This is a genomic window from Pseudomonas sp. SDI (assembly GCF_003105155.1).
GTDB lineage: Bacteria > Pseudomonadota > Gammaproteobacteria > Pseudomonadales > Pseudomonadaceae > Aquipseudomonas.
In genome coordinates, this window is the sequence record NZ_QETK01000028.1 from 43,401 (window position 1) to 68,502 (window position 25,102).

Consider the following 25,102-nt stretch of genomic DNA (forward strand, 5'->3'; position numbering starts at 1 on the left):
ATACGCCTTTTTTGCGGCGCCAGGGCGCCACGGGACGCCTATAGTCGTGAGCAGGGGAAGCGAAGTCAATTACCGTGTTACCGCAATGTTACGCGCACGTTGTTACGCACGTTACCGGTTGGGGAAACGCCCGGCTACAGGCGCTCAAGACCGACGAACGGGCACTCTGCCAGTAGCTCGGACAGGGCCCGCTGGTCGGCCAGACGGAAGTCTGGCGCTACCAGTTCGGCGAGGGGATAGAGCACGAACGGGCGTGCATGCATATGGTAATGCGGGACGACCAGGCGCGGCTGGTCGAGGACTTCCTCGCCATACAGCAAGATGTCCAGGTCGAGGGTGCGCGGTCCCCAGCGTTCCTTGCGTTCACGGCCCTGATCGGCCTCGATGGCTTGCAGCGCATCGAGCAGGGCGAGCGGCGCGAGCTCGGTATCGAGGGCCGCCACGGCATTGGTGTAGCGCGGCTGGCCGGGCGACAACGAGTCGCTGGCATAGAAGGAAGAAACCCCCGCCAGCGTGGTAGCGTTCAACTGGCCCAGCGCCTCGAGGGCGCTGCGCAGTTGTTGCTCTGGGTCTGCCAGGTTGCTGCCCAGGCCGATGTAGACGCGGACCATGCTGTGTTACTCGTCTGCCGCGCTGTCGGCGCGCTTGCGCTTGCCTGGGCTGCGCTTGCGTTTACGCGGGCCGGCAGCGCCTTCGTCGCGGCTGCCGAGGTCGCGGATCATGTCGCGGCGTTCGCTATCGTTGCTGTCCTGATAGTCGGTCCACCACTGGCCAAGGCCGTCGGTTTCTTCGCCGGCGCTTTCGCGCAGCAGCAGGAAATCGTAACCGGCGCGGAAGCGCGGGTTGTCCAGCAACTGGTCGGCACGCTTGCCACTGCGCCGCGGAAGGCGTTCCTGCATGTCCCAGATCTCGCGGATCGGCAGGGTGAAGCGCTTTGGAATCGCGATGCGCTGGCACTGTTCGGCGATCAGCTCGTGCGCAGCTTCGTTCATTGCCGGAATCGGCGGCATGCCACGGCTCTGCAGGCGCAGAATACGCGCCGGTAGTGCCGGCCATAGCATGGCGGCGAACAGGAAGGCCGGGGTTACCGGCTTGCCCTGCTTGATCCGCAGGTCGGTGTTGATCAACGCCTGGCTGATCAGCGTGTGGGTATAGGTCGGGTGTTCTTCCAGTGCTTCGGCACTGGCCGGGAACAGCGGCTCGAACAGCTGCAGGTCGACCAGCATCTCGAAGGTGTCTGCGGCATGCCCGGAGAGGAACAGCTTCAGGGTTTCTTCGAACAACCGCGCCGACGGAATCTCGCGCAGCATCTTGGCCATGCTGCGGATCGGCTGCACGGTGTGCTTCTCGATGCCGAAGTTCAGCTTGGCGGCAAAACGCACGGCGCGCAGCATACGTACCGGGTCTTCCTGGTAGCGCTGGGTCGGGTCGCCGATCAAACGGATCAGGCGGTTGCGGATGTCGTGTACGCCATTGGCGTAATCGAGGATGCGTTCGCTGACCGGATCGTAGTAAAGGGCATTGATGGTGAAGTCGCGGCGTTGCGCGTCTTCTTCCAGGGTGCCATAGACGTTGTCGCGCAGGATCCGACCGCTTTCGTTACGCGAGGAGGTGTGGCTGTCTTCCTCGGTTTCCGAATGATTGGCACGGAAGGTCGCGACCTCGATGATGTCGCGGCCGAAATGGATATGGACCAGCTTGAACCGGCGGCCGATGATCCGCGCATTGCGGAACTCGGCGCGAACCTGCTCAGGGGTAGCGCTGGTGGCGACGTCGAAATCCTTGGGGGTAATGCCCAGGAGTTGATCGCGTACGCAGCCACCGACCAGGTAAGCCTGGTAACCGGCGTTTTGCAGGCGCTCGACGATACTCACCGCGTGACGACTGAACTGGCCACGTTGCAGCGAGTGTTGACCACTGTTGATCACTTCAGGCGTGGTGCGCTTGTGTTGCGGGCCACGCACGGGAGGACGGAACGACTGGAACAGCTTCTTCAGCATGGGATGCACTGTTTGAAGGAATGTTCGGCCAAAAACGAAGAATGGCCGCATGATGGGCGGGGATTCTAGCATTTACTGGCAGGAGGGTGTAGGCGGTCGAAACGCGGGGTACGCAGGGGGGAGAAACTACAAGGGGAGCCGAAGCTCCCCAAGAAGTAGTTGCGTGCTCTTATTGTTTTTTTGTCGGGCTTCTTGTTTTTGTTGATGCCCTGTCCACAAAGCCGCAAAGCGTGTGGACGGTCTCCCGAATCGGGAGTGAAGAGCAAACGGATTGCTTTGGTCGCCGATGTTGCAATGATCAGATGATCCAACCAGTTCAGGCCCTGCTTGAGTGCAGTTTTTGTTGTTCTCTGCCTGGTTGTGGGGCAAGCCCCAAGTACAACTCCTCTCCAAAAGAATCAGTTAGCTGCGCCTCCGCCGTCTTGTTCTTATTGTGCGTGAGCCGATTCGTCTTATTTTTATTGTCTTTTGCAGTGCTTGTTATTGTTCTTGTACCGAACATATAGCAGGTGCCGTGCCAACTTTTGCAAAACCCAGTAAAACAAGGGGTTAGACGGTATTTTGGGTGAAAACGGGGCGAAAAAAAACCGGGGTTTCGTTACCGTAAACCCCGGTTTCTGTTACGTGTCCGGGGCAAGGTAACAGTTTGTTCCAGGCCTCGGGTGTTACCCGCAGGTAACAGCTTTTTTGCTGAAAGGGATCAGCCCTCGCTGGTCGCGCCGCTCTTGCGTCGCGGGATACCGAGGCGCTGACGACGTTCCCACAGGCACTTGCGGCTGACGCCCAGTTTGCGCGCCAACTCGGTCTCGGTCATGTGGTCCTGGTGCTCGAGCACGAAGTGCTGGAAGTAGTCCTCCAGCGACAGGTCTTCGGTGGGCTCATGACTGGTGGTGCTGGTCTGACTACCGTTCGTCGGCAGATTGTCGAAGGCGTCGTCGTCTTCCAAGTCGCTGAGCTCGATGTCGATACCCAGCAGGTCGGCGGAAATTTCCGGGCTCTCGCACAGGATCACCGCACGCTCGACGGCGTTTTCCAGCTCGCGCACGTTGCCCGGCCAGGAATAGTGACGAATCGCCTGCTCGGCATCGTGGGCGAATTTCAGGTCGTTGCGGCCGACCCGCGCGCTTTGTCGGGCGAGGAAGGCGTTGGCAATTTCGTTGACGTCGGCGCTACGCTCGCGCAGGGCAGGTAGCTTGAGGGCGATGACGTGCAGGCGGTAATAGAGGTCTTCACGGAACTGGCCGACCTTGGCAAGGTTTTTCAGGTCGCGGTGGGTGGCCGCGATCAGCCGTACATCGACCTTTTGCGACTGCACCGAGCCGACCCGGCGGATTTCGCCTTCCTGCAGCACACGCAGCAGGCGCGCCTGGGCTTCCAGCGGCAGTTCGCCGATTTCGTCGAGGAACAGCGTGCCGCCGTCCGCTGCTTCGACCAGGCCGGCCCGCCCCGCGCTGGCGCCGGTGAAGGCGCCTTTCTCGTGGCCGAACAGTTCCGACTCGATCAGGGTTTCCGGGATTGCCGCGCAGTTCACCGAAATCATCGGTGCCTTGGCCCGCCGCGACAGGTTGTGCAGGGCGCGGGCGACCAGCTCTTTACCGGTACCGGACTCACCCTGGATGAGCACGTTGGAGTCGGTTGGCGCCACCTTGCGGATCTTGCTGTAGAGGTCCTGCATCGGTGGGCAGGAGCCGATGATGCCGATCTCGCCATTGGCGTTGCTGCTGCCGGCCTTGTCGGCCGCAGCAGCCTTGCCATTGCCGCTGCGTTCGGCCGGTGCAGGGGCCGGTGCGTTCTGCCGGTCGCGCAGGATACGCGCTACGGCTTGCAGCATCTCGTCATGGTCGAACGGCTTGGCGATGTAGTCGACCGCGCCCATTTTCATCGAGTCCACGGCCGAGCGCAGGCTGGCGTAGCTGGTCATGATCAGGACCGGGGTGCCCTGGCCGAGCTTGATCAGTTCGGTCCCGGGTGCTCCGGGCAGGCGCAGGTCGCTGACAATCAGGTCGAAAGTCGCAATGCTGTAGCGTTCCTGGGCTTCCTGTACCGAGCCGGCTTCGCTGACCTGGTACTGGTTCCGCTCCAGCAGACGACGTAGTGCCGAGCGGATGATGGTTTCGTCTTCGACGATCAGAATGTGCGGCATTGATTCAATTCTCTCGACGGTCTCAGTTCACAGCGGACGTCGCTACGACATGACGCGGCAGGGTCACTCGGATCCGGGTGCCGCGCTGGCTTTGAGTATCGGCCGGGCTGTCGATGGTGATTTGTCCATAATGCTCTTCCACGATGGAATAGACCAGAGCGAGGCCCAGGCCAGTTCCTTCGCCCGGATCCTTGGTGGTGAAGAACGGTTCGAACAATCGGTCCATGATGTTCTTGGGAATCCCGCTGCCCTCATCCTCGACGATCAGGTCGACGGTGTGCTCGCTGGCTTCGCTTTTCACTCGCACCGCAGTACCGGCAGGCGAAGCGTCCCGGGCGTTGGACAGCAGGTTGATGAGGACCTGGGCGAGTCGCTGCGGATCGCCGTCGACCCAATGTTCGGGGTCGCACAGGTTGAAAAACTGTACTTCGAAATTGCGCCGGTTCAAGGCCAGCAGACCGATGGCATCCTGCGCCACTTCGGCCAGGCAGACCGGCTCGTCGCTGTGCTGGTGGCTACCGGCATGAGCGAAGCTCATCAGCGACTGGACGATGCGCGAAACGCGCTTGGTCTGCTCGAGAATCTGGCTGCTCAGCTCGGTGATTTCGCCATCGTCTTCGCGCTCTTCGCGCAGGTTCTGCGCCAGGCAAGCGATGCCGGTAATCGGGTTGCCAATCTCATGGGCCACGCCGGCAGCCAGGCGGCCGATGCTCGCCAGCCGCTCGGAGTGCACTAGCTTGTCTTCGAGCATCTGCGTTTCGGTGAGGTCCTCGACCAGCAATACCAGGCCGCTGTTGCCGGGGGCCAGTGGCTCGTCGATGGCGGCCTTGTGCAGGTTCAACCAGCGGGTTTGCCCGTCGAGGGCCAGGCGCTGCTTGTGCAGGTGTTCGTCGGGGACGTTGGTGAAGCCCAGCAGCAGGCCGCGCCACGGTTCGCCGATGGTGGTCAGGCGTGAGCCGACCACGCGCTTGGCGGGAATGCCGGTCAGTTCTTCCATGGCCTTGTTCCACATCAGGATTTCCTGATCCTTGGCCAACGAGCAGACGCCCATCGGCAATTCCTGCAAGGTCTGACGGTGATAGCGGCGCAGGGCATCGAGCTCGGCGGCCAGGCCGGTCAGGCGCGAGTGGTAGTCTTCCAGGCGGCTCTCGATGAAGTGGATGTCCTCGGTGACATAGTTCTCGCTGCCGGATTTGTACGGCAGGAAGGTTTCCACCATGTCCTGGGCCACACTCGGGCCCATCAGCCCGGAGAGGTTGGCTTCGATGCGGTCGCGCAGCCGGCGCAGGGCATAAGGGCGGCGCTCGTCGAATGGCAGGTAGAGATCGCGCAGGGCCTGCTCGACTTCCTTCTGTGCGGCCTTTGCACCGAGTGGCTTGGCCAGCTGGGTGGCAAACTCCTGCGGCGAGGCGGCGTGCAGTTCGCGCCGTTGCGGGCGCCGCACGTTGTCTACGGCACAGGCTTCGGCCGCCGCGACTTCTTCGGCGCTGGCACTGCTGAACAGGGAGATCAGGGTAAACAGCAGGACGTTGGCCGCGAGCGAGGCGATGGCTGCCATGTGCCAGCTGGTGTCGTCGAGCACATAGATCATGTTCAGCAACGGGATATAGAAACCCTGCAGGTTGCCCACCAGGGGCAGCAGCATGGTGACCATCCAGACGATGATCCCGGCCAGCAGGCCGGCAATGAAGCCGCGCCGATTGGCGGTCGGCCAGTACAGCACCGAGAGCACCCCCGGCAGGAACTGCAAGGTGGCGACAAACGCGACGATGCCAAGGTTGGCCAGGTCTTGCTGGGCGCCGAGCAGCAGGTAGAAGCCGAAGCCGGCGGCAATGATGGCGACGATCAGGGCCCGCCGGGTCCACTTCAGCCAGCGATAGATGTTGCCTTCGGCCGGTGGCTGGTAGAGCGGCAGCACCAGGTGGTTCAGGGCCATCCCCGACAGCGCCAGGGTAGTGACGATGATCAGCCCGCTGGAGGCGGATAGCCCGCCGATATAGGCCAGTAACGCCAGCCCCTCGTTGTTGGCGGCGATGCCCAGGCCAAGGGTGAAGAATTCCGGGCTGGTGCTGGCGCCGAGCTTGAGCCCGGCCCAGAGAATCAACGGCACGGCCAGGCTCATCAACAGCAGGAACAGCGGCAGGCCCCAGCTGGCGCTGACCAGCGCGCGCGGGTTGAGGTTCTCGGTGAAAGCCATGTGGTACATGTGTGGCATGACGATGGCCGAGGCGAAGAACACCAGCAACAGGGTTCGCCAGGGGCCTTCCTGGAGGGGGGTATGCAGTGCGGCCAGGGCGGTCTGGTTTTGCAGTAGCCAGACCTCCAGCTGGTGCGGCCCGCCGAATACGCCATACAGCGCGTACAGGCCGATACCGCCCAGGGCCAGCAGCTTGACCACCGACTCGAAGGCGATGGCGAACACCAGCCCTTCATGTTTCTCCCGGGTGGCGATATGTCGCGAACCGAAGAAGATCGTGAAGAGTGTGATCATCGCGCAGAAGGCCAGGGCTACCCGGCTTTTCACCGGCTCGCCGGTGAGGATGGTGATCGAGTCGGCCACCGCCTGAATCTGCAGGGCCAGCAGCGGCAGTACGCCGATCAGCATAAAGATGGTGGTCAGGGCGCCCGCCCAGGTACTGCGGAAGCGAAAGGCGATCAGGTCGGCCAGGGACGATAGCTGGTAGGTACGGGTAATCTTCAGGATCGGGTACAGCAGCACCGGCGCCAGCAGGAACGCCCCGGATACCCCCAGGTAACAGGCGAGGAAGCCGTAACCGTACTGGTAGGCCAGCCCGACCGTGCCATAGAAAGCCCAGGCACTGGCATAGACGCCCAGCGACAGGGTATAGGTCAGCGGGTGGCGGATGATGGCGCGGGGGATCATGCCCCGTTCGCTGATCCAGGCCACGCCGAACAGCACCATCAGGTAGGCGGCACTGATCAGGATCATCTGGGTCAGGCTAAAGCTCATCGGCATCACGTTGGCTCTGCAGGATAAAGGTCACGACGATCAGGATCAGCCAGAGCAGGTAAGGGCGATACCAGGCACCTGTCGGTTCGATCCACCAGTCCATGATGGCCGGGGAGAACAGATAGATCCCCACGACCAGAAGCAGGACCAAACGATAGATATACATGTTGGCCTCGTTGGCTGTCGGCGTTGCGTGCCTGGACTTATTATTGGCGCAAAACGGCGGTGATGGTAACGGAAGGGCCGGTGCCTGCAAACGAGGATTGCGACATTGCCCAAGGATTTGAATTTATTGGGCTTTAGTGCACACGGCAAGCACTCAGCGCAGATCCGCCTCAGGCACGCTCAGGCGTTTGGGAATAGCCTCGGCGTTCCATTGTCTGGCGGCCTGGGCCAGCACCTCTTCGGGGCGTGCCTGCGCCATCCCCGCTTCGGTGGCCTGGCCGAGCGCGCGCAGCGCCCGCAGGATCAGCGGCGTCGCCTGTTCCGGCGGCAGCGGCGCGGAGCGATAGGACTTGCCCAGCTTGTGCCCGTCCGGTTGGGTAATCAGCGGCACATGCAGGTAGCGCGGTTGCGATAGCCCGAGCAACGCCTGCAGGTACAGCTGGCGTGGCGTGTTGTCGAGCAGGTCGGCGCCGCGGACGATGTCGGTGACACCCTGCCAGGCGTCATCGAGCACCACTGCCAGTTGGTAGGCGTACAGGCCGTCGCGTCGGCGAATCACGAAGTCGCCGACGTCACGGCCCAGGTGCTGCTCGAAGCGCCCCTGTACGCGGTCGTTGACGTGGAATTTCAGCTCCGGCACACGCACGCGGATCGCCGCGTCGTCCTGGGCGTGGCCGAGGTTGCGGCACAGGCCGGGGTAGATGCCGTTGTAGGGTTCCAGCTGCTTGCGCGAGCAGGTGCAGGCGTAGGCCAGGCCCATGTTGAACAGGCGATTGACCACCTCGGCATAGGCATCATGGCGCAGGTGTTGGTAAACCACTTCGCCATCCCAGAGCAGGCCATAGCTTTCCAGGGTTTTCAGGATCGCCGTCTGGGCGCCGGGGGCTTCGCGTGGCGGATCGATATCTTCCATCCGCAGCAGCCAGCGGCCACCCACGGCACGGGCGTCGAGCCAGGAGGCGAGGGCGGCGACCAGCGAGCCGAAATGCAGGAAACCGCTGGGCGTGGGGGCGAAGCGCCCGATGTAACTGGCGTTGTTCATGGGCTTGATATCGAGCAGTTGTGGCAGGGTAGAAACGAAACGGGGCGCTGTGAGCGCCCCGTTCAGGTCAAATCAGGATCAGGCTTTGCCGACCTGTTTTTCCCGCTTCTCCGCCAGTTCCTTGCAGTCAAAGCACAGGTCGGCGGTCGGGCGGGCTTCGAGACGGCGCAGGCCGATCTCTACGCCACAGGAGTCGCACCAGCCATATTCTGCGTCCTGGATCTTCTGCAGGGTCTTGTCGATTTTCTTGATCAGCTTGCGTTCGCGATCTCGGTTGCGCAGTTCAAGGGCGAATTCTTCTTCCTGGCTGGCCCGATCGGCTGGGTCCGGGAAGTTGGCCGCTTCGTCCTTCATGTGGTCCACGGTTCGGTCCACACTCGTCATGAGCTCCTGCTTCCATGCTCCGAGCAGCTTGGTGAAGTGCTTGCGCATGGGGTCTCCCATGTACTCCTCACCCTTAGTTTCCTTATAGGGTTCAACGCCGTACATGGCCTGACCAGCTTTTTGCTTTTCTAGGGTGGACATGAATAGACCGCCTCTCACTCTTCTAATCCATTGCGCAGGCTTCTCCATCTCCGGCGCCCGCCGGCCCTGCGACTGCGAGCCGCCGAACTTACCAGATAGAGTCGGGGTGCGCTACTCCCGGTTGTCTTCAGGATGGACCGCAGGTTTAGCCACGCGTTCGACTCGATGCATGGGTAGAATCATCATTTTAGACCCATTTGAGAGAAGGCCCATGGCTCAGCCCTACAGTGCGCGCAGTCGCGCCATCGAACCCTTCCATGTCATGGCTTTGTTGGCCCGGGCCAACGAGCTGCAGGCCGCTGGCCGTGACGTGATTCACCTGGAAATCGGCGAACCGGACTTCACCACCGCCGCACCCATCGTCGAAGCCGGGCAGGCTGCACTGGCCGCCGGGCATACCCGCTATACCGCTGCCCGCGGCCTGCCGGCATTACGCGAGGCGATTGCCGGCTTCTATAGCCGCCAGTACGGCTTGAGCATCGACCCCGAACGGATCCTGATCACCCCGGGTGGCTCCGGCGCCTTGTTGTTGGCCAGCAGCCTGCTGGTCGATCCGGGCAAGCATTGGCTGCTGGCCGACCCTGGCTACCCGTGTAACCGACACTTCCTGCGGTTGGTCGAAGGTGGCGCTCAGTTGGTGCCGGTCGGTCCCGAGGTGAATTATCAGCTCACCGCCGATCTGGTCGAGCGTCACTGGGACCAGGACACGGTCGGCGCGCTGGTGGCCTCGCCGGCCAACCCGACTGGCACGGTGCTCGATCGCGAACAGTTGGCGAGCCTGTCGGCTGCGACCCGCGGGCACAATGGCCACCTGGTGGTGGACGAAATCTACCATGGCCTGACCTACGGTCTGGACGCGCCGAGCGTGCTGGAAGTCGACGATCAGGCGTTTGTGCTGAACAGTTTCTCGAAGTACTTCGGCATGACCGGCTGGCGCCTGGGCTGGCTGGTTGCCCCGCCGGGAGCGGTCGGCGACCTCGAGAAGCTGGCGCAAAACCTCTACATCAGCGCGCCCAGCATGGCTCAGCACGCCGCCCTGGCATGTTTCGAACCAGCCACGCTGGCGATTCTGGAAGAGCGTCGTGCCGAGTTCGGCCGGCGTCGCGACTTCCTCCTGCCGGCCTTGCGCGAACTGGGCTTCGGTATCGCCGTGGAGCCGCAGGGTGCGTTTTACCTGTACGCCGACATCAGCAAGTTCGGCGGCGATGCCTTCGCGTTTTGCCGGCACTTCCTCGAAACCGAGTACCTGGCCTTCACCCCCGGCCTGGATTTCGGCCGTCATCAGGCAAGCCATCACGTGCGCTTCGCCTATACCCAGAGCCTGCCGCGCCTGCAGGAAGCGGTGGAGCGAATCGCTCGTGGCTTGCGTAGCTGGCAAGGCTGATGCGTTTTTCTCCTCCACTCGAAGAGGCGCGTCTGCTGCGCCGTTACAAGCGCTTTCTGGCGGACATCGAACTGGCCAGTGGCGAGCAGATGACCATTCATTGCCCGAACACCGGCTCCATGCTCAATTGCATGCGCGAGGGCGGCAAGGTCTGGTTCAGCCGCTCGAACGACCCCAAGCGCAAGCTCCCCGGCACCTGGGAAATCAGCGAAACCCCACAAGGGCGACTGGCCTGCGTGAATACCGGGCGGGCCAACGCCATTGTCGAGGAGGCGCTGCGCGCCGGGACGATCAGTGAACTGGCCGGGTTCACCGCACTCCGGCGCGAGGTGCCATATGGCGAGGAGCGCAGCCGTATCGATTTCCGCCTGGAGTTCGCCAGCGGGCCCGCGTATGTGGAGGTCAAGAGCGTGACCCTGGGCTACCCCGACAGCCCGATTGCGGCCTTCCCGGATGCGGTCACTCAGCGCGGTGCCAAGCACCTGCGCGAGCTGGCGGCGCTGGCCCGACAGGGTGTGCGCGCGGTGCAGCTGTACTGCGTGAACCTCTCTGGCATCGAGGCCGTGCGCCCGGCCGAGGAGGTCGATGCCGCCTACGCGGCAGCCCTGCGGGCAGCGGTGGCCGAGGGGGTCGAGGTGATCGCCTACGGGGTGCAGCTCGATGGCGAGCAGGTTGTCATCGATCGTGCGTTACCGGTGATCCTCACGCCGTGAGCCAGATGCCCTGGTTGTCTTCATGGCAGTCCAGGGTGTCCAGCGCCTCGCCTTCGCAAGGTCCGGCAACACATTCACCGGACTCGATCAGAAACAGCGCACCATGATGGACACAGCCGATCAGGCTGGCGCTGCGGTCGAGCACCGGATCGTCGGCTTCCCAGTTCAGCGGGATGCCGCGGTGCGGGCAGCGGTTGCGGTACAGGTACACCTGTCCATGCCGACGAACCGCGAGCAGGCGGGTGCCTTCAACCTCGAATCCGCGGCTGTTGCCCTCGCTCAGTTCGGCGGATGTACAAAGAAAGTGCATGGGGGTATTCACCTGAGTTCGCTGCAACGGCTTGACGCTCAAATGCAAGTAATTATCAAATTGGCCGGCTAGAGATTGCCGGGTCGCCTTTATACCGCGTGTTGCCCCCCGACTATAGTGTTGCCTACCTGGCCCGCGTGCTGGCGCAGTTGTGGCCGGGCAACGCCGGCTGCACCCTGTTGCTCGACGAGCCAACCTCGGTGCTCGATCCGCTGCAGCGCGGCCGCCCGCTCATCATTGCCCGTTAGGAGAACCGCCCATGTCCCGGCCCTGGTTGATCGGCTCAATGTTGCTGTTGAGTGTGGGGTTTGCCGGTTGCCAGTCGGCAGCATCGTTACCGCCCTTACCGCAATGGCAGGGCCCGGAGGGACGGGCGCATGCGCAGTTGGGGGAAATACGCGATCTGCAGCGTGGCGCAACGATCAGCGCCGCTGAACTGGTCGCGCGCCTGGCGGCGGCCGATCGCGTGCTGGTGGGCGAGCAACATGACAACCCTGATCACCATGCGCTGCAACTGTGGCTGCTCAAGGCGCTGGCGTCGCGACGACCGCAGGGCAGCCTGTTGCTGGAGATGCTTGAGCCCGCGCAGCAGGCGCGGATCGAGCAACTGCGGGGGCAGGCACTGCTGCCTACCGAGCTGGACAAGGCCATCGACTGGCAATCGGGTTGGGACTGGAGTCTTTACGGGCCGATTGTCCGCGAAGCGTTGTCCCACTCGTACCCGCTGCTGGCGGCTAATCTGGACCGCAGCGAAATAGGCGAAATTTACCGCGCGCGACCGCCATTGAGTGGCACCCACTCGACCGCCGAGCCTGTGCGCCAGGCCTTGCTGGCACATGTGCGCGAGGGCCATTGCGGGTTACTGCCGGAAACGCAGATGCCGGCGATGCTCGCCGTGCAACAGCAGCGTGATCGGCGGATGGCCGAGCGCGTGCTGGCCGCGCCAACGCCATCGCTGCTGTTCGCCGGCAGTTACCACGTGCGCAAGGATATCGGCGTGCCGCTGCATCTTGCCGATCTGGGTAGTCAAACCGGCACGCGGGTACTGCTTCTGGCGCAAGTGGGTGAGGCCGTGCAAGCGGGGATGGCCGATTACGTCTGGTACACCGCGGCGCTCCCGGAACAGGACTATTGCGCCGGCTTGCGCAAGGGCCGCTAGAAACCGCAGGCAAAAAAAGACCCGGCAAAACTGCCGGGTCAATAACCGTGATTAGCCTGATGAGGAGATAACCTGAAAGTCCGAACCAGGGGCTTTCAGAGTATCCAACCAGTCTCGCGACCAGTTGTGATAATCATAACCATTCTCATTGGCAAGTCAATCGCTCGGTCCACGTCTTCTTAATTATTTTTCTGTGGGCTCTTGGCTTCCAGTTGTTGGTTCAGGGCTTCCTTGCGCTCAAGCGGAATTTCGTTCCAGTGCATATCGAGCAACGCCCCCTCAATGGCATACAGCAACACCTTGGAGGCGCGAAAGCCGCGCGTGCGTACCGCCCGGTAGGCATCGACCGCGCCCAGTCGGCGCAGATCCGAGGCGCTGTGGATACCGACCGCATGCAGCCACTGCGCAGAAGTCTTGCCGAGATTTTTCAGATGCTGGAGTTCATCGTTCATCAAGCCTCCTTGCGATGGCTGAACGGGTCTTGAAATGGATTCGCGAGCAGGTCAAGGAGGAGTGTAGCGGTACTTGGAAATTACGCGGCGTTTTGCCACCGGGACGACGAAAGGCACTGTGGCCGGGCATGTCAGGCAGCACTGGCAGGCCCGGTCACATGCTTTCAGCGGGTGCGATAGCGCAGGCGGGTGCCGAATTTGACCGACATCAGAATCTCGTCGGCGCTCAGTTCCACTGGGAAATAAGTGCCGGAGATTTGCGCATGGGCCAGGCTTGCGCCTTCCAGGGAGTTTTCGCGCAGATCGAGGCCGCGCAGGTCGGCCGCACGGAAATACGCCCCGGAAAAATCGATACCCTTTGTGTCCAAATCGCGCAGGTCCAGCCCACGGAAGTCACCGTCCTTGAAATCGATGGCGGCGTCTTGAGGTTTTTCGCGGTTGAAGGCGGCGATTTTCTCGTTGTGCACCAGCGCGTAAAGCGCGCTGTCGAGCTGCCGTGGCTGATTCATGAAGACGCCTCCGTGTTGGACTTATGATGACACTATAGTGCCATCACTCGGCGGCGCCTCAGTGGAACGCGTGAAGTGTCGACTGCTTCACGCTCTCGGCGGTTTTACAGGCCCGGCAGGCGCTGACGGATCTGTTTTACCAACTCATCGAGACTACCGCTCTCGTTGGTTTCGACGTGTTTGCTCAGGAGCAGCTCTTCGCTGGTCAGCGCCTCGCGACTGGCCTGCTGCGCGGCAACCACTTCCAGGGTAGCGTCGGACGGATCGTTGCGATCGGCCTGGCGCTGTGCCAACCAGCTGGCGATCACCGCCTGTGGCGCGTTGCAATCCAGAATCAGGAACGGTACGCCGGTTTCGTTGGCCACCCCGGCAGCCGCCTCGCGTTGTGCCTGTTTCAGGTAGGTGGCATCGATCACTGCCGGAAAGCCGGCGCGCAGGATGGTTTCGGCCAACTGGTGCAGGCGCTGGTAGGTGGCTTGGCTGGCATCGCTGCTGTAGATGCCGGTTTGCAGTTGACCAGCGGCGTCGGCGCTCTGCTCACCGAACAGACGCTTGCGCTCCACGTCCGAACGCAGGCGGATAGCGCCCAGTGCGTCGACCAGGCGCATGGCCACGTGGCTCTTGCCTACCGCCGAGACACCATGGGTGATAGCCAGGAAACGCGAAGGGATGGCGCTGTAGCTTTCGGCCAGGTTGGCGTAGTTGCGGTAGGTACGCAGGGTGGTGGCGCGCTGCACGGCATCGGCGTCGCCAGGCATGCTGAACAGTGCGACCTTGGCGCGAACCAGTGCGCGGTAAGCCTTGTAGAAGTTCAGCAGTTCCAGGCCGGCGTAGTCGCCGGTCAGCTCCAGGTACTGGCTGACGAAGCGCCGCGACAGCGATTTCAGGCCGCGGTCTTCCAGGTCCATCGCCAGGAAGGCGGTGTCGGCGTACACATCGGTCAAGCGGAATGGCTCGTTGAATTCGATGCAGTCGAAAATCACCACCTTGCCGTCGATCAGCGTGGCGTTGCCCAAGTGGATGTCACCGTGGCATTCGCGGATGAAACCCTCGGCCTTGCGTGCTTCGAACAAGCTGTGCAGGCGCTTGAAGCTCGCCTGTGCCCAGGCTTGCAGGGCGTCGAGCTGCTGCAGGTCGGCCTTGTCGGAGAGGAACGGCCGGATCTGTTCGAAGTTCTGTTCCACCGGCGCCATGACGCTGTCCGGTGTGCCCAGCGGGTGCTCGGGGGCGACTTTGGGGGCGTTCAGATGGAACTCGGCAATTTGCTGGGCCATCTGGTCGATGTGCTCGGCGGTCAGCTCGCCGTTCGCTTGCAGGGTGCTGAGCATCTGCTCTTGCGGGAACTGGCGCATCTTCAGCGCGAACTCGATGGCGGCACCTTCGCCGCCCAGCTGCGGGGCCTCCGCCGAGCCGGTGATGGCCAGCACATCCAGATACAGGCCGTCGGTCAGGCGCGAGTTCAGGCGTAGTTCTTCTTTGCAGAAGTGCTCACGTTGCGAAAGGTCGGTGAAGTCCAGGAAGCCGAAGTTCATCGGCTTCTTGATCTTGTAGGCATAGTCGCCGGTCAGCACGACCCAGGAAATATGCGTCTCGATAACCTGGAAGGCCTTCACAGGATGGGGGAACAGTGCCGGGTTCTGCAGGGCGGCGATCAAGGCTTGGCTCACGGGCGATCCTTCTGGGTCGTGGAGAGATTTTAATCGACCATTATGGCGGCAAGCGGGGCAGCTGGAAACCGCCGGAGGGCGCCTGTCGACGAACAATAAAGTGCGTATAATCCGCCGCCATGACTCGTACCCGATCCCCCCGTACCCCGAAAAAACGTCCTGCTGGCAACGCACGCGCGTGGCTGGGCTGGGCTATCAAACTCAGCCTGGTTGGCCTTGTGGTGCTGGCCGGCTTCGCGGTTTACCTCGATGCCGTGGTTCAGGAGAAGTTCTCTGGCAAGCGCTGGACGATTCCGGCCAAGGTTTACGCGCGGCCGCTGGAGCTGTTCGTCGGCCAGAAACTGAGCAAGGAAGACTTCCTGGTCGAGCTCGATGCGTTGGGCTATCGCCGCGAAAGCGTCGCCAACGGTCCGGGCGCCGCCTCGGTGAACGGCAGCACGGTCGACCTGAACACCCGTGGCTTCCAGTTCTATGAAGGGCTGGAGCAGGCGCAGAGCGTACGTGTGCGCTTCTCCGGCGACTATGTGGCCGGCCTGAGCGGTGCCAACGGCGCGAAGCTGGCGGTGGTTCGCCTTGAGCCGCTGCTGATCGGCGGCCTGTACCCGAAGAACCTCGAAGACCGCATCCTGATCAAGATCGATCAGGTGCCACCATTCTTGCTGGAAACCCTGGTGGCGGTGGAAGACCGCGACTTCTATCAGCACTTTGGCGTGTCGCCCAAGTCGATTGCTCGTGCAGTGTGGGTCAACACCTCGTCCGGTGCCATGCGCCAGGGCGGCAGTACCCTGACTCAGCAGTTGGTGAAGAACTTCTACCTGACCAACGAACGCAGCCTGAGCCGCAAGCTTACCGAAGCGATGATGGCGCTGTTGCTTGAGCTGCACTATGACAAGCGGGAGATCCTTGAGGCCTACCTCAACGAAGTGTTCGTCGGCCAGGATGGCCAGCGGGCGGTGCACGGTTTTGGCCTGGCCAGCCAGTTCTTCTTCAGCCAGCCGCTGTCGGAACTGAAACTGCATCAGGTGGCGTTGCTGGTCGGCATGGTCAAGGGGCCTTCCTATTACAACCCGCGGCGTTACCCGGACCGCGCGCTGGTCCGGCGTAACCTGGTGCTGGACCTGCTCGCCGAGCAGGGCGTGGCAACACCCGAGGCGGTCGAGGCGGCGAAGAAGATGCCGCTCGGTGTGACCAAGCGCGGCAGCCTGGCTGACAGCTCGTTCCCCGGCTTCCTCGACCTGGTCAAGCGTCAATTGCGCCAGGACTATCGTGACGAAGACTTGACCGAAGAAGGCCTGCGGATTTTCACCAGCTTCGACCCGATCCTGCAGATGAAGTCCGAATCGGCCATGGCCGACACCTTCAAGCGTCTGGGCGGGCGTAAAGGCGCCGACGAAGTCGAAGCTGCGATGGTGGTGACCAACCCCGAAACCGGTGAAGTACAGGCCTTGATCGGCAGTCGCCAGGCGGGCTTTGCCGGCTTCAACCGGGCCATCGATGCGGTGCGCCCGATCGGCTCGCTGGTGAAACCGGCCGTGTACCTGACGGCGCTGGAAAAACCGAGCCAGTACACCCTCACCAGTTGGGTGCAGGATGAACCGTTCGCGGTCAAAGGTGCCGACGGCCAGGTGTGGAAGCCACAGAACTACGACCGCCGCTCTCATGGCACGATTTTCCTGTACCAAGGCCTGGCGAATTCCTACAACCTGTCGACGGCCAAGCTTGGCCTCGAACTGGGGGTGCCCAATGTGCTCAAAACGATTGGGCGCCTGGGTGTGGACGTTGACTGGCCTGCGTTCCCGTCGATGTTACTGGGCGCTGGCGGGATGTCGCCGATGCAGGTTGCAACCATGTATCAGACGCTCGCCAATGGCGGCTTCAATACGCCGATGCGCGGCATCCGCAGCGTGCTGACCGCCGAGGGCGAACCGCTCAAGCGTTACCCGTTCCAGATCCAGCAGCGTTTCGACCCGGCCTCGATCTACCTGGTGCAGAACGCCATGCAGCGGGTGATGCGCGAAGGGACCGGGCGTTCGGTGTACAGCGTGCTGCCAAGCTCGCTGAACCTGGCAGGCAAGACTGGTACTAGTAACGACTCGCGCGACAGCTGGTTCGCTGGTTTCAGCCAGGACCTGCTGGCCGTGGTGTGGCTGGGCCGTGACGACAACGGCAAGACACCGTTTACGGGTGCCACCGGTGCCTTGCAGGTCTGGACCAGCTTCATGCGCAAGGCCGACCCACTGCCGCTGGACATGCCGACCCCGGACAACGTCGTTCTGGCCTGGGTCGATCCGCATACCGGTCAGGGTTCCGACGCCAGCTGCCCAGGCGCGGTGCAGATGCCGTATATTCGCGGAAGCGAACCTCCTGCCGGCGCCGCCTGTGGCGGCGAGCAGACACCCGCCGACTCGGTCATGGACTGGGTCAAGGGTTGGATGAATTAAGCAGCACTTAGCGAAGAGGGTGTGACGTGAACAAGTGGTTGTTTCCTGCCTTGACGGCGCTGGCTTTGCTCAACGGCTGTGCCAGCGTACAGCGCGGCTCGATCCCGGTAGTGGATTCGGGTACGCGGGTTTCAAACAGTGAGCGGGTTTCGGCCAACCGTGGCGTGGCGACCGTGAACAACGGCACGCGTCAGGCTCAGGCTGTCCCGCAGGACTCCGGCGTCACCGTCATGGTCCCGCAGGGGGCTGGCGCTGCACCGATCCAGACATTCCCGGCCTCGACCGGGCCGGCGCCGATTTCTACCGGGCCGATTACCCCGGGGCCGGTCGATTCCAATACGTACTCGATGCCGCCAAGCAATACGGGCAATTACACTGCGCCCAGTGCGCCTAGCGGCATTCCACGGGCCAGCAGCAATGCCGCTGGCCTGTCGGCCGACGAGCAACTGGATGGCCCGGTGCTGGCCTTGCTGACCACTGCGCAACAGCAGCAGAGCGGTGGTGACTACAACGGCGCTTCGTCGAGCCTGGAACGTGCCCAGCGCATTGCGCCGCGTGAGCCGCAAGTGCTTTATCGCCTGGCCCAAGTGCGTCTGGCCCAGGGGGATGCGGCGCAGTCCGAGCAGCTCGCGCGTCGTGCGCTGACCTATGCCAATGGTCGTCCTGACCTGCAGGCGGGCTTGTGGAACATCATTGCCCAGGCGCGCGAGAAACAGGGCGATGCAGCGGGTGCCGCGCTGGCTAGGCAGAAAGCCCAGGCCAACCTGTAATGGACCCGCGCATTCTCGATATTGCCGACCATCTGCTGCTGATCGAGCACGAACTGCATGCCCAGGGCTGGTGGAGTGCTGAACCGCCGTCGGCTCAGGCGCTCGCCAGCAGCGTGCCATTTGCCGTCGACAGCATGAACTTCGATCAGTGGTTGCAGTGGATCTTCTTGCCGCGCATGAAGCAGATCCTCGAAAACGGCCTGCCGCTGCCAAGCGCCTCGGGCATCCTGGTCATGGCTGAAACGGTTTACGTGGATCGTCCGGAGGAAAGTCGCAGGCTTCGGCAGCTATTGGCCGAATTTGACCAGTTGATCGCTCCTTCTGCCTGATTTCTCCTTTTTTTACCCTCAGGGCCGCAGATTGTGGCCCTTTTTATTGCCTAATGCATTTTTTCTGCTGCACATGAATGGATTCGTGGTGCTCACAGAACGTCCTCAGGAAAAATTGGCAATAATTTTTCTTGACTTGGAGGCTCTGAATCAGAAGAATCCAAAGTCCGCTGTAGGGGGACTGCCAGAAGCAGACCCGCTAAGCAGATCATGAGGCGCACACCCGCGCCGACCTGTTACACCCCGCAACGCGTTACCTCGCGCTGGGTGGGAAACCCCCGCAACACTTTGGGGAGCTCCCAATACTTGCTCAGTCAGTGCTGACTTCGTCGCTCATGCTCTGCTTGGCAGTAAACCTATTAAGACCCGTTCCTGATGGACGGTATTCTGGCGTTTTAGAGGTGAACAACGTGGAGCTTTTATCTGGCGCTGAAATGGTCGTCCGCTTTTTGCGTGACGAAGGCGTTAAGCACATTTACGGGTACCCTGGCGGTGCTCTCCTTCATGTTTACGATGCCCTGTTCAAAGAACCGGAAGTAAGCCACATCCTGGTTCGTCACGAGCAGGCAGCAACCCATATGGCGGACGGTTATGCCCGTGCCACCGGTAAAGCCGGTGTGGTACTGGTCACTTCCGGCCCAGGCGCCACCAATGCCATTACCGGTATTGCCACGGCGTACATGGACTCGATTCCGATGGTCATCCTGTCTGGTCAGGTGCCTAGCACCATGGTCGGCACCGATGCCTTCCAGGAAACCGACATGATCGGTATCTCGCGGCCGATCGTGAAGCACAGCTTCATGATCAAACACGCCTCGGAAATTCCTGAAGTTCTGAAAAAAGCCTTCTACCTTGCGCAGTCCGGTCGTCCAGGTCCTGTCGTTGTCGATATCCCGAAAGACATGACCAACCCGGCGGAGAAGTTCGAGTACGTCTACCCCAAAAAGGTCAAGATGCGCTCCTATAGCCCGGCCGTTCGTGGCCACTCCGGGCAGATCCGCAAGGCAGCCGAAATGCTCCTGGCGGCCAAGCGTCCGATCGTTTACGCCGGTGGCGGTGTCATTCTCGGTGGCGGCTCCGCTGCGCTGACCGAACTGGCCCAACTGCTCAACCTGCCGGTCACCAATACCCTGATGGGCCTGGGCGGCTATCCGGGTACCGACCGTCAGTTCCTCGGCATGCTCGGTATGCACGGCAGCTACCAGGCCAACCTGGCCATGCACAATGCCGACGTGATCTTCGCGGTCGGTGCGCGCTTCGATGACCGTGTCGTCAACGGTCCGGCGAAGTTCTGCCCGAACGCCAAAGTCATCCACGTCGACATCGACCCGGCATCGATCTCCAAGACCATCAAGGCCGACGTGCCGATCGTGGGGCCGGTCGACAGCGTCCTGACCGAAATGGTCGCGACCCTGCGCGAAATCGGTGAGCTGCCGGAAAAGGCCGCCATGGATGCCTGGTGGAAGCAGATCGAAGAGTGGCGCGGTGATCGCATCATGTTCCCTTACGACAAGGGCGATGGCAGCGTCATCAAGCCGCAGACCGTGATCGAAACCCTGTGCGAAGTCACCAAGGGCGACGCGTTCGTCACCTCCGACGTCGGCCAGCATCAGATGTTCGCGGCGCAGTACTACCGTTTCAACAAGCCGAACCGCTGGATCAACTCCGGTGGTCTGGGCACCATGGGCTTTGGCTTCCCTGCCGCCATGGGGATCAAGCTGAACTTCCCGGACCAGGACGTTGCCTGCGTAACCGGTGAGGGCAGCATCCAGATGAACATTCAGGAGCTGTCGACCTGCCTGCAGTACGACCTGCCGGTAAAGATCGTCAACCTGAACAACGGTGTATTGGGCATGGTTCGCCAGTGGCAGGACATGGCCTACAACAGCCGTCACTCACATTCCTATATGGAATCGCTGCCTGACTTCGTCAAGTTGGCCGAAGCCTATGGTCACGTGGGTATCCGTATCACCAGCCTGAAGGACCTCAAGCCGAAACTCGAGGAAGCCTTCGCCATGAAAGACCGCCTGGTGTTCATCGATATCCAGGTCGACAACAGCGAGCACGTCTACCCGATGCAGATCAAGGACGGCTCGATGCGCGATATGTGGCTGAGCAAGACGGAGCGGACCTAATCATGCGGCACATTATTTCCCTGCTGTTGGAAAACGAGCCTGGCGCCTTGTCGCGTGTGGTCGGTCTGTTCTCGCAGCGTAACTACAACATCGAAAGCCTGACCGTTGCGCCAACCGAAGACCCGACCCTGTCGCGTCTGACTTTGACTACGGTCGGTCATGATGAGGTGATCGAGCAGATCACCAAAAACCTCAACAAGCTGGTCGAAGTGGTCAAGCTGGTCGACCTCTCGGAAAGCGCGCACATCGAGCGTGAGCTGATGCTGGTCAAGGTCAAGGCCACCGGTGCTCAGCGCGCCGAGATCAAACGCACCACCGATATCTATCGTGGGCAGATCGTCGACGTCAGCAGTAGCGTTTATACCGTCCAACTGACGGGCACCAGCGACAAACTGGACAGCTTCATTCAGGCCATCGGTACCGCGTCCATTCTCGAAACAGTGCGCAGTGGCGTCACCGGCATTGCCCGTGGCGACAAAGTGCTCAGCATCTAACTCAAAAAATTAGCGAATGGCCTGAGAGGGCCGAGATAACAGGGGTATTTTCATGAAAGTTTTCTACGACAAAGACTGCGACCTTTCGATCATCCAGGGCAAGAAAGTTGCCATCATCGGTTATGGCTCCCAGGGCCACGCTCAAGCGTGCAACCTGAAGGACTCCGGTGTGGATGTCACTGTCGGTCTGCGTAAAGGTTCGGCTACTGTTGCCAAAGCTGAAGCCCACGGCCTGAAAGTGGCTGACGTGGCGAGCGCGGTTGCTGCTGCCGACCTGGTCATGATTCTGACCCCGGACGAATTCCAGGGCGCCCTGTACAAGAATGAAATCGAGCCGAACATCAAGAAGGGCGCTACCTTGGCCTTCTCCCACGGCTTCTCGATTCATTACAACCAGGTCGTTCCGCGTGCCGACCTCGACGTCATCATGATCGCACCGAAGGCACCGGGTCACACCGTGCGCTCCGAGTTCGTCAAAGGCGGCGGTATCCCTGACCTGATCGCGATCTACCAGGATGCGTCCGGCAATGCCAAGAACGTTGCCCTGTCCTACGCCGCTGGTGTCGGTGGCGGCCGTACCGGCATCATCGAAACCACCTTCAAGGACGAGACCGAAACCGACCTGTTCGGCGAGCAAGCTGTTCTCTGTGGTGGTACCGTCGAGCTGGTCAAAGCCGGTTTCGAAACCCTGGTTGAAGCTGGCTACGCGCCAGAAATGGCCTACTTCGAGTGCCTGCACGAACTGAAGTTGATCGTTGACCTCATGTACGAAGGCGGTATCGCCAACATGAACTACTCGATCTCCAACAACGCCGAGTACGGCGAGTACGTGACCGGCCCAGAAGTCATCAACGCCGAATCCCGTCAAGCCATGCGTAACGCGCTGAAACGCATCCAGGACGGCGAATACGCCAAGATGTTCATCAGCGAAGGCGCTACCGGTTATCCGTCGATGACCGCCAAGCGTCGCAACAATGCTGCTCACGGTATCGAAATCATCGGTGAGCAACTGCGCTCGATGATGCCGTGGATCTCGGCGAACAAAATCGTCGACAAGGCCAAGAACTAATTCTTGTCCTGATGCGATGAAAACGCGGCTTCGGCCGCGTTTTTTCGTTTAGGTGGTCAGCTTCTGGTATAAAGCTTCATCGCGTTCGTCGGCGAACCCTCGCCACTGACGTTTGTCGAACACTCTCCACACCGTTGCAAGGTAATGTCCATGAGCGAACGTCCCGAAGAGCCGAACAAGGCCTCTGACGCCGAAAGCCTGCTACCGATCGATGAGCATATTGAAGAAGGGCATGACGCCGAAGGCCGCAAGGTCCGGCACCGCGGCATCTATCTTCTGCCGAACCTCTTCACCACCGCGAACCTGTTCGCCGGTTTCTATTCGATCATCAACTCGATGAGTGCCCAGAGCGCCCTCAGTGCTGGTGATCCGCGCGAAGCGAGCAAGTATTTTGCCTTCGCCGCCATCGCGATCTTTGTCGCGATGGTGCTCGATGGTCTGGACGGGCGTGTTGCCCGTATGACCAATACGCAAAGCGCCTTCGGTGCCGAGTACGACTCGCTGTCGGATATGGTCGCCTTCGGTGTAGCGCCGGCGTTGCTGGCCTTCGGCTGGGCGCTGGGCGACATGGGTAAGGTCGGCTGGATGGTCGCCTTCATCTATGTAGCGGGTGCAGCCCTGCGTCTGGCGCGGTTCAACACCCAGGTAGGCACTGCCGACAAGCGTTACTTCATCGGCCTGGCCAGCCCGGCAGCGGCCGGTGTGGTGGCGGGCACGGTCTGGGCGTTCAGTGACTATGGCATCCAGGGTTCGAAATTGTCGTTCCTGGTGGCGTTGCTGGTCGCGGCGGCGGGCATGCTGATGGTCAGCAACATCAAGTACAACAGCTTCAAGGAACTGGATCTCAAAGGCCGTGTGCCGTTTGTGGCCATCCTCGCCGTGGTACTGGTGTTCGCGGTTGTGTTCAGTGATCCACCGCGCATCCTGCTGTTGATCTTCCTCGCCTACGCCGCCTCCGGTCCGGTGCAGTACCTGCTGCGTACGCGCCGCAAGAAAAGCGTCGAGTAGCTGTAATTTCCCTAGGGCTCCGTAGTCTACTGGTGCATCAGTCCACCCGTTCTACGGAGTTACCATGCTTATCAAGCTGCCCAGAGCCTCCGACTGCAAAGAGTCGGAGGTTACTCCCGAATCTTTCTACCTTTCCCGGCGTGCTTTACTCGGTGGTTCTCTGGCTGCGCTGGCAGCCAGTGGCTCGCCGCGTTGGGCGCATGCCGCTGAAGCGTCGCGCTATGCCGATGTCGAGGCAGGCTCGGCGCCGGCCTGGTTTACCGAGAAATTGTCGAGCACCCAGTGGCAGGCAGTCACGGTGAAAGGGGAGGCCATCACGCCTTTCAAAGACGCCACGCATTACAACAACTTCTACGAGTTTGGCACCGACAAGGGCGATCCTGCGGCGCACGCTGGTGCGCTGGTGACTACGCCGTGGACGGTGGTCGTCGATGGCGAGGTAGGTAAGCCCGGGCGTTACGCGCTGGAAGACTTCATGAAACCGTACCAGTTGGAGGAGCGGATCTACCGGCTGCGGTGCGTCGAGGCCTGGTCGATGGTCATTCCCTGGCTTGGCTTTCCATTGTCAGCGTTGCTCAAGCAGGTCGAACCTAATTCCCGGGCCCGCTACATTCGCTTCGAGACCCTGCAGGATCCCAAGCACATGCCGGGGCAACGTTCGGGCTTTGCCCTGATCGACTGGCCGTATGTTGAAGGTTTGCGTCTGGACGAAGCGATGAACCCCTTGGCCATTCTTGCCGTTGGCATTTATGGCCGCGAACTGCCCAACCAGAATGGTGCGCCGTTGCGGTTGGTGGTGCCGTGGAAGTATGGCTTCAAGAGTGTGAAGTCGATTGTCCGTATCAGCCTGGTCGAGCAACAGCCGAAGACCACCTGGGAGACCATTGCTCCAGAGGAGTACGGTTTCTACGCCAACGTCAACCCGACGGTCGATCACCCGCGCTGGACCCAGGCGCGCGAGCGCCGCTTGCCGAGCGGGTTGTTCAGCCCCAATGTGCGGGAGACCCAGATGTTCAATGGTTACGCCGACGAGGTCGGTGCTTTATATAGTGGCATGGACCTGCGGAAGGACTATTGATGCGTTATCCATGGTTGCGCCTGGGGATATTCCTGTTGGCTTGCGTCTGGCCGTTGTACTGGCTGTATGAGGCCTGGGTCTTTGCGCTGGGGCCGGATCCGGGCAAGGTGTTGGTGGATCGGTTGGGGCAGGGCGGGTTGATCTTCCTGCTGATTACCCTGTGCATGACGCCACTGCAGCGCCTGACGGGCTGGTCGGGCTGGATCGTTGTGCGCAGGCAGTTGGGGCTTTGGTGTTTTGCCTACATCGTGCTGCACCTGAGTGCGTATGCCTTCTTTATATTGGGGCTGGATTGGGGGCAGTTGGGAGTAGAGTTGCGTAAGCGGCCGTACATCATTGTCGGTACGCTGGGCTTTCTCGGCTTGCTCAGCCTGGCGGTTACCTCGAACCGTTACAGCCAGCGCCGCCTGGGTGCACGCTGGAAAAAACTGCACAAGCTGGTTTATGTGATTCTTGGCTTGGGCTTACTGCACTTTCTATGGATCGTGCGCGCAGATCTCAAGGAGTGGGCGGTGTACGCCAGCATCGGCATTGGCCTGCTGCTGTTGCGGCTACCTTATATAGAGAGGCGAATCCCGCGGCTGAAAAGCCGAAAACAGCCCTCTGCAACAAAAGTTAAAATTAGCCCTTGACGCCCCGTTTAATCTCTCTATAATTCGCCCCACTTCCGGCGCAGTCGAAACGGAAAACTCCTTGAGAATCAACGAGTTGGATGTTTCAGGTAGTACCGGAGTGCTT

The 25,102-nt window shown here is 61.4% G+C and carries 23 protein-coding genes and 1 pseudogene; 13 read left to right on the forward strand and 11 right to left on the reverse strand.

Translation table 11 applies throughout. The features are described from left to right. Positions 1–134: 134 nt before the first annotated feature. From folK to dksA, 7 genes are all read right to left on the reverse strand, one after another. Positions 135–611, reverse strand: coding sequence for a 2-amino-4-hydroxy-6-hydroxymethyldihydropteridine diphosphokinase (gene folK / locus DCO48_RS17990; protein WP_116551955.1), 477 nt, complete (start codon positions 609–611; stop codon positions 135–137). Positions 612–617: 6 nt separating this feature from the next. Then, positions 618–2,000 (reverse strand): polynucleotide adenylyltransferase PcnB, encoded by a 1,383-nt coding sequence (locus tag DCO48_RS17995; RefSeq protein ID WP_165840795.1) that lies wholly within the window; start codon positions 1,998–2,000, stop codon positions 618–620. A gap of 700 nt (positions 2,001–2,700) precedes the next feature. Beyond that, entirely contained in the window at positions 2,701–4,143 is a 1,443-nt protein-coding gene (locus DCO48_RS18005; RefSeq protein WP_116551958.1) for a sigma-54 dependent transcriptional regulator, read from the reverse strand. A 22-nt stretch (positions 4,144–4,165) separates the two neighbouring features. Beyond that, positions 4,166–7,120 carry a sensor histidine kinase gene (locus DCO48_RS18010; RefSeq protein WP_165840796.1) on the reverse strand — a complete coding sequence of 985 codons (2,955 nt, stop codon included), beginning with the start codon at positions 7,118–7,120 and terminating at the stop codon, positions 4,166–4,168. Next, positions 7,104–7,280 (reverse strand): hypothetical protein, encoded by a 177-nt coding sequence (locus DCO48_RS18015; RefSeq protein ID WP_003250005.1) that lies wholly within the window; start codon positions 7,278–7,280, stop codon positions 7,104–7,106. Before DCO48_RS18015 ends, DCO48_RS18010 begins: the two co-directional genes overlap by 17 nt. 153 nt (positions 7,281–7,433) lie before the next feature. Beyond that, positions 7,434–8,321, reverse strand: coding sequence for a tRNA glutamyl-Q(34) synthetase GluQRS (gluQRS, locus tag DCO48_RS18020; RefSeq protein WP_116551960.1), 888 nt, complete (start codon positions 8,319–8,321; stop codon positions 7,434–7,436). 78 nt (positions 8,322–8,399) lie between these two features. Beyond that, the gene (gene dksA / locus DCO48_RS18025; RefSeq protein ID WP_116551961.1) at positions 8,400–8,846 is read right to left on the reverse strand and encodes an RNA polymerase-binding protein DksA; all 447 of its coding nucleotides are present in this window, start codon (positions 8,844–8,846) and stop codon (positions 8,400–8,402) included. A gap of 211 nt (positions 8,847–9,057) precedes the next feature. Here dksA and DCO48_RS18030 point away from each other — a divergent pair, with 211 nt between their 5' ends. Beyond that, positions 9,058–10,230, forward strand: a complete 1,173-nt coding sequence (locus DCO48_RS18030; RefSeq protein ID WP_116551962.1) for a pyridoxal phosphate-dependent aminotransferase — start codon at positions 9,058–9,060, stop codon at positions 10,228–10,230. Next, positions 10,230–10,943 (forward strand): DNA/RNA nuclease SfsA, encoded by a 714-nt coding sequence (gene sfsA, locus DCO48_RS18035; protein ID WP_116551963.1) that lies wholly within the window; start codon positions 10,230–10,232, stop codon positions 10,941–10,943. The genes DCO48_RS18030 and sfsA overlap by 1 nt, the downstream gene beginning before the upstream one ends. On the opposite strand, the gene DCO48_RS18040 is transcribed toward sfsA, so the two are convergent. Then, complete coding sequence (locus tag DCO48_RS18040; protein WP_116551964.1) at positions 10,933–11,253, reverse strand: Rieske 2Fe-2S domain-containing protein; 321 nt, start codon at positions 11,251–11,253, stop codon at positions 10,933–10,935. The two genes, sfsA and DCO48_RS18040, sit on opposite strands and share 11 nt — an antisense overlap. 125 nt (positions 11,254–11,378) lie before the next feature. On the opposite strand from DCO48_RS18040, the pseudogene DCO48_RS18045 reads away from it, so the two are divergent. Together DCO48_RS18045 and DCO48_RS18050 are read left to right on the forward strand one after the other, a co-directional pair. Beyond that, positions 11,379–11,474: pseudogene (locus DCO48_RS18045) on the forward strand (heme ABC transporter ATP-binding protein); the annotation flags it as partial. Positions 11,475–11,512: 38 nt separating this feature from the next. Then, positions 11,513–12,412, forward strand: a complete 900-nt coding sequence (locus DCO48_RS18050; protein ID WP_116551965.1) for a ChaN family lipoprotein — start codon at positions 11,513–11,515, stop codon at positions 12,410–12,412. A 179-nt stretch (positions 12,413–12,591) separates the two neighbouring features. Here DCO48_RS18050 and DCO48_RS18055 read toward each other — a convergent pair whose 3' ends face one another. The 3 genes from DCO48_RS18055 to DCO48_RS18065 all read right to left on the reverse strand — a co-directional run bounded on the left by DCO48_RS18055 (position 12,592) and on the right by DCO48_RS18065 (position 15,040). Continuing rightward, positions 12,592–12,864: a TfoX/Sxy family protein gene (locus DCO48_RS18055; RefSeq protein WP_116551966.1), complete on the reverse strand. Its 273-nt coding sequence runs from the start codon at positions 12,862–12,864 to the stop codon at positions 12,592–12,594. A 164-nt stretch (positions 12,865–13,028) separates the two neighbouring features. Continuing rightward, a complete protein-coding gene (locus tag DCO48_RS18060) occupies positions 13,029–13,373 on the reverse strand; it encodes a pentapeptide repeat-containing protein (protein ID WP_116551967.1) in 345 nt (114 codons plus the stop codon). Between the two features lie 104 nt (positions 13,374–13,477). Beyond that, positions 13,478–15,040 carry a bifunctional aminoglycoside phosphotransferase/ATP-binding protein gene (locus DCO48_RS18065; RefSeq protein ID WP_116551968.1) on the reverse strand — a complete coding sequence of 521 codons (1,563 nt, stop codon included), beginning with the start codon at positions 15,038–15,040 and terminating at the stop codon, positions 13,478–13,480. A 119-nt stretch (positions 15,041–15,159) separates the two neighbouring features. Between DCO48_RS18065 and mrcB the strand changes: the two genes are divergently transcribed. The 9 genes from mrcB to msrQ all read left to right on the forward strand — a co-directional run bounded on the left by mrcB (position 15,160) and on the right by msrQ (position 24,996). After that, positions 15,160–17,481, forward strand: a complete 2,322-nt coding sequence (gene mrcB / locus DCO48_RS18070) for a penicillin-binding protein 1B (protein WP_116551969.1) — start codon at positions 15,160–15,162, stop codon at positions 17,479–17,481. A gap of 26 nt (positions 17,482–17,507) precedes the next feature. Beyond that, on the forward strand, positions 17,508–18,251 hold the full coding sequence (locus DCO48_RS18075; protein ID WP_116551970.1) for a hypothetical protein: 744 nt from the start codon (positions 17,508–17,510) through the stop codon (positions 18,249–18,251). Next, entirely contained in the window at positions 18,251–18,580 is a 330-nt protein-coding gene (locus tag DCO48_RS18080; protein WP_116551971.1) for a YqcC family protein, read from the forward strand. Before DCO48_RS18075 ends, DCO48_RS18080 begins: the two co-directional genes overlap by 1 nt. Positions 18,581–18,990: 410 nt before the next feature. Beyond that, positions 18,991–20,715 carry an acetolactate synthase 3 large subunit gene (locus DCO48_RS18085; RefSeq protein ID WP_116551979.1) on the forward strand — a complete coding sequence of 575 codons (1,725 nt, stop codon included), beginning with the start codon at positions 18,991–18,993 and terminating at the stop codon, positions 20,713–20,715. A gap of 2 nt (positions 20,716–20,717) precedes the next feature. After that, a complete protein-coding gene (gene ilvN / locus DCO48_RS18090; RefSeq protein ID WP_116551972.1) occupies positions 20,718–21,209 on the forward strand; it encodes an acetolactate synthase small subunit in 492 nt (163 codons plus the stop codon). Between the two features lie 52 nt (positions 21,210–21,261). Continuing rightward, positions 21,262–22,278 (forward strand): ketol-acid reductoisomerase, encoded by a 1,017-nt coding sequence (gene ilvC / locus DCO48_RS18095; RefSeq protein WP_116551973.1) that lies wholly within the window; start codon positions 21,262–21,264, stop codon positions 22,276–22,278. Positions 22,279–22,428: 150 nt separating this feature from the next. Continuing rightward, positions 22,429–23,286, forward strand: coding sequence for a CDP-diacylglycerol--serine O-phosphatidyltransferase (pssA, locus tag DCO48_RS18100; protein ID WP_116551974.1), 858 nt, complete (start codon positions 22,429–22,431; stop codon positions 23,284–23,286). A gap of 64 nt (positions 23,287–23,350) precedes the next feature. Continuing rightward, complete coding sequence (gene msrP / locus DCO48_RS18105) at positions 23,351–24,364, forward strand: protein-methionine-sulfoxide reductase catalytic subunit MsrP (RefSeq protein WP_116551975.1); 1,014 nt, start codon at positions 23,351–23,353, stop codon at positions 24,362–24,364. Next, complete coding sequence (msrQ, locus tag DCO48_RS18110; RefSeq protein ID WP_116551976.1) at positions 24,364–24,996, forward strand: protein-methionine-sulfoxide reductase heme-binding subunit MsrQ; 633 nt, start codon at positions 24,364–24,366, stop codon at positions 24,994–24,996. The genes msrP and msrQ overlap by 1 nt, the downstream gene beginning before the upstream one ends. The last annotated feature ends 106 nt before the right edge of the window (positions 24,997–25,102 follow it).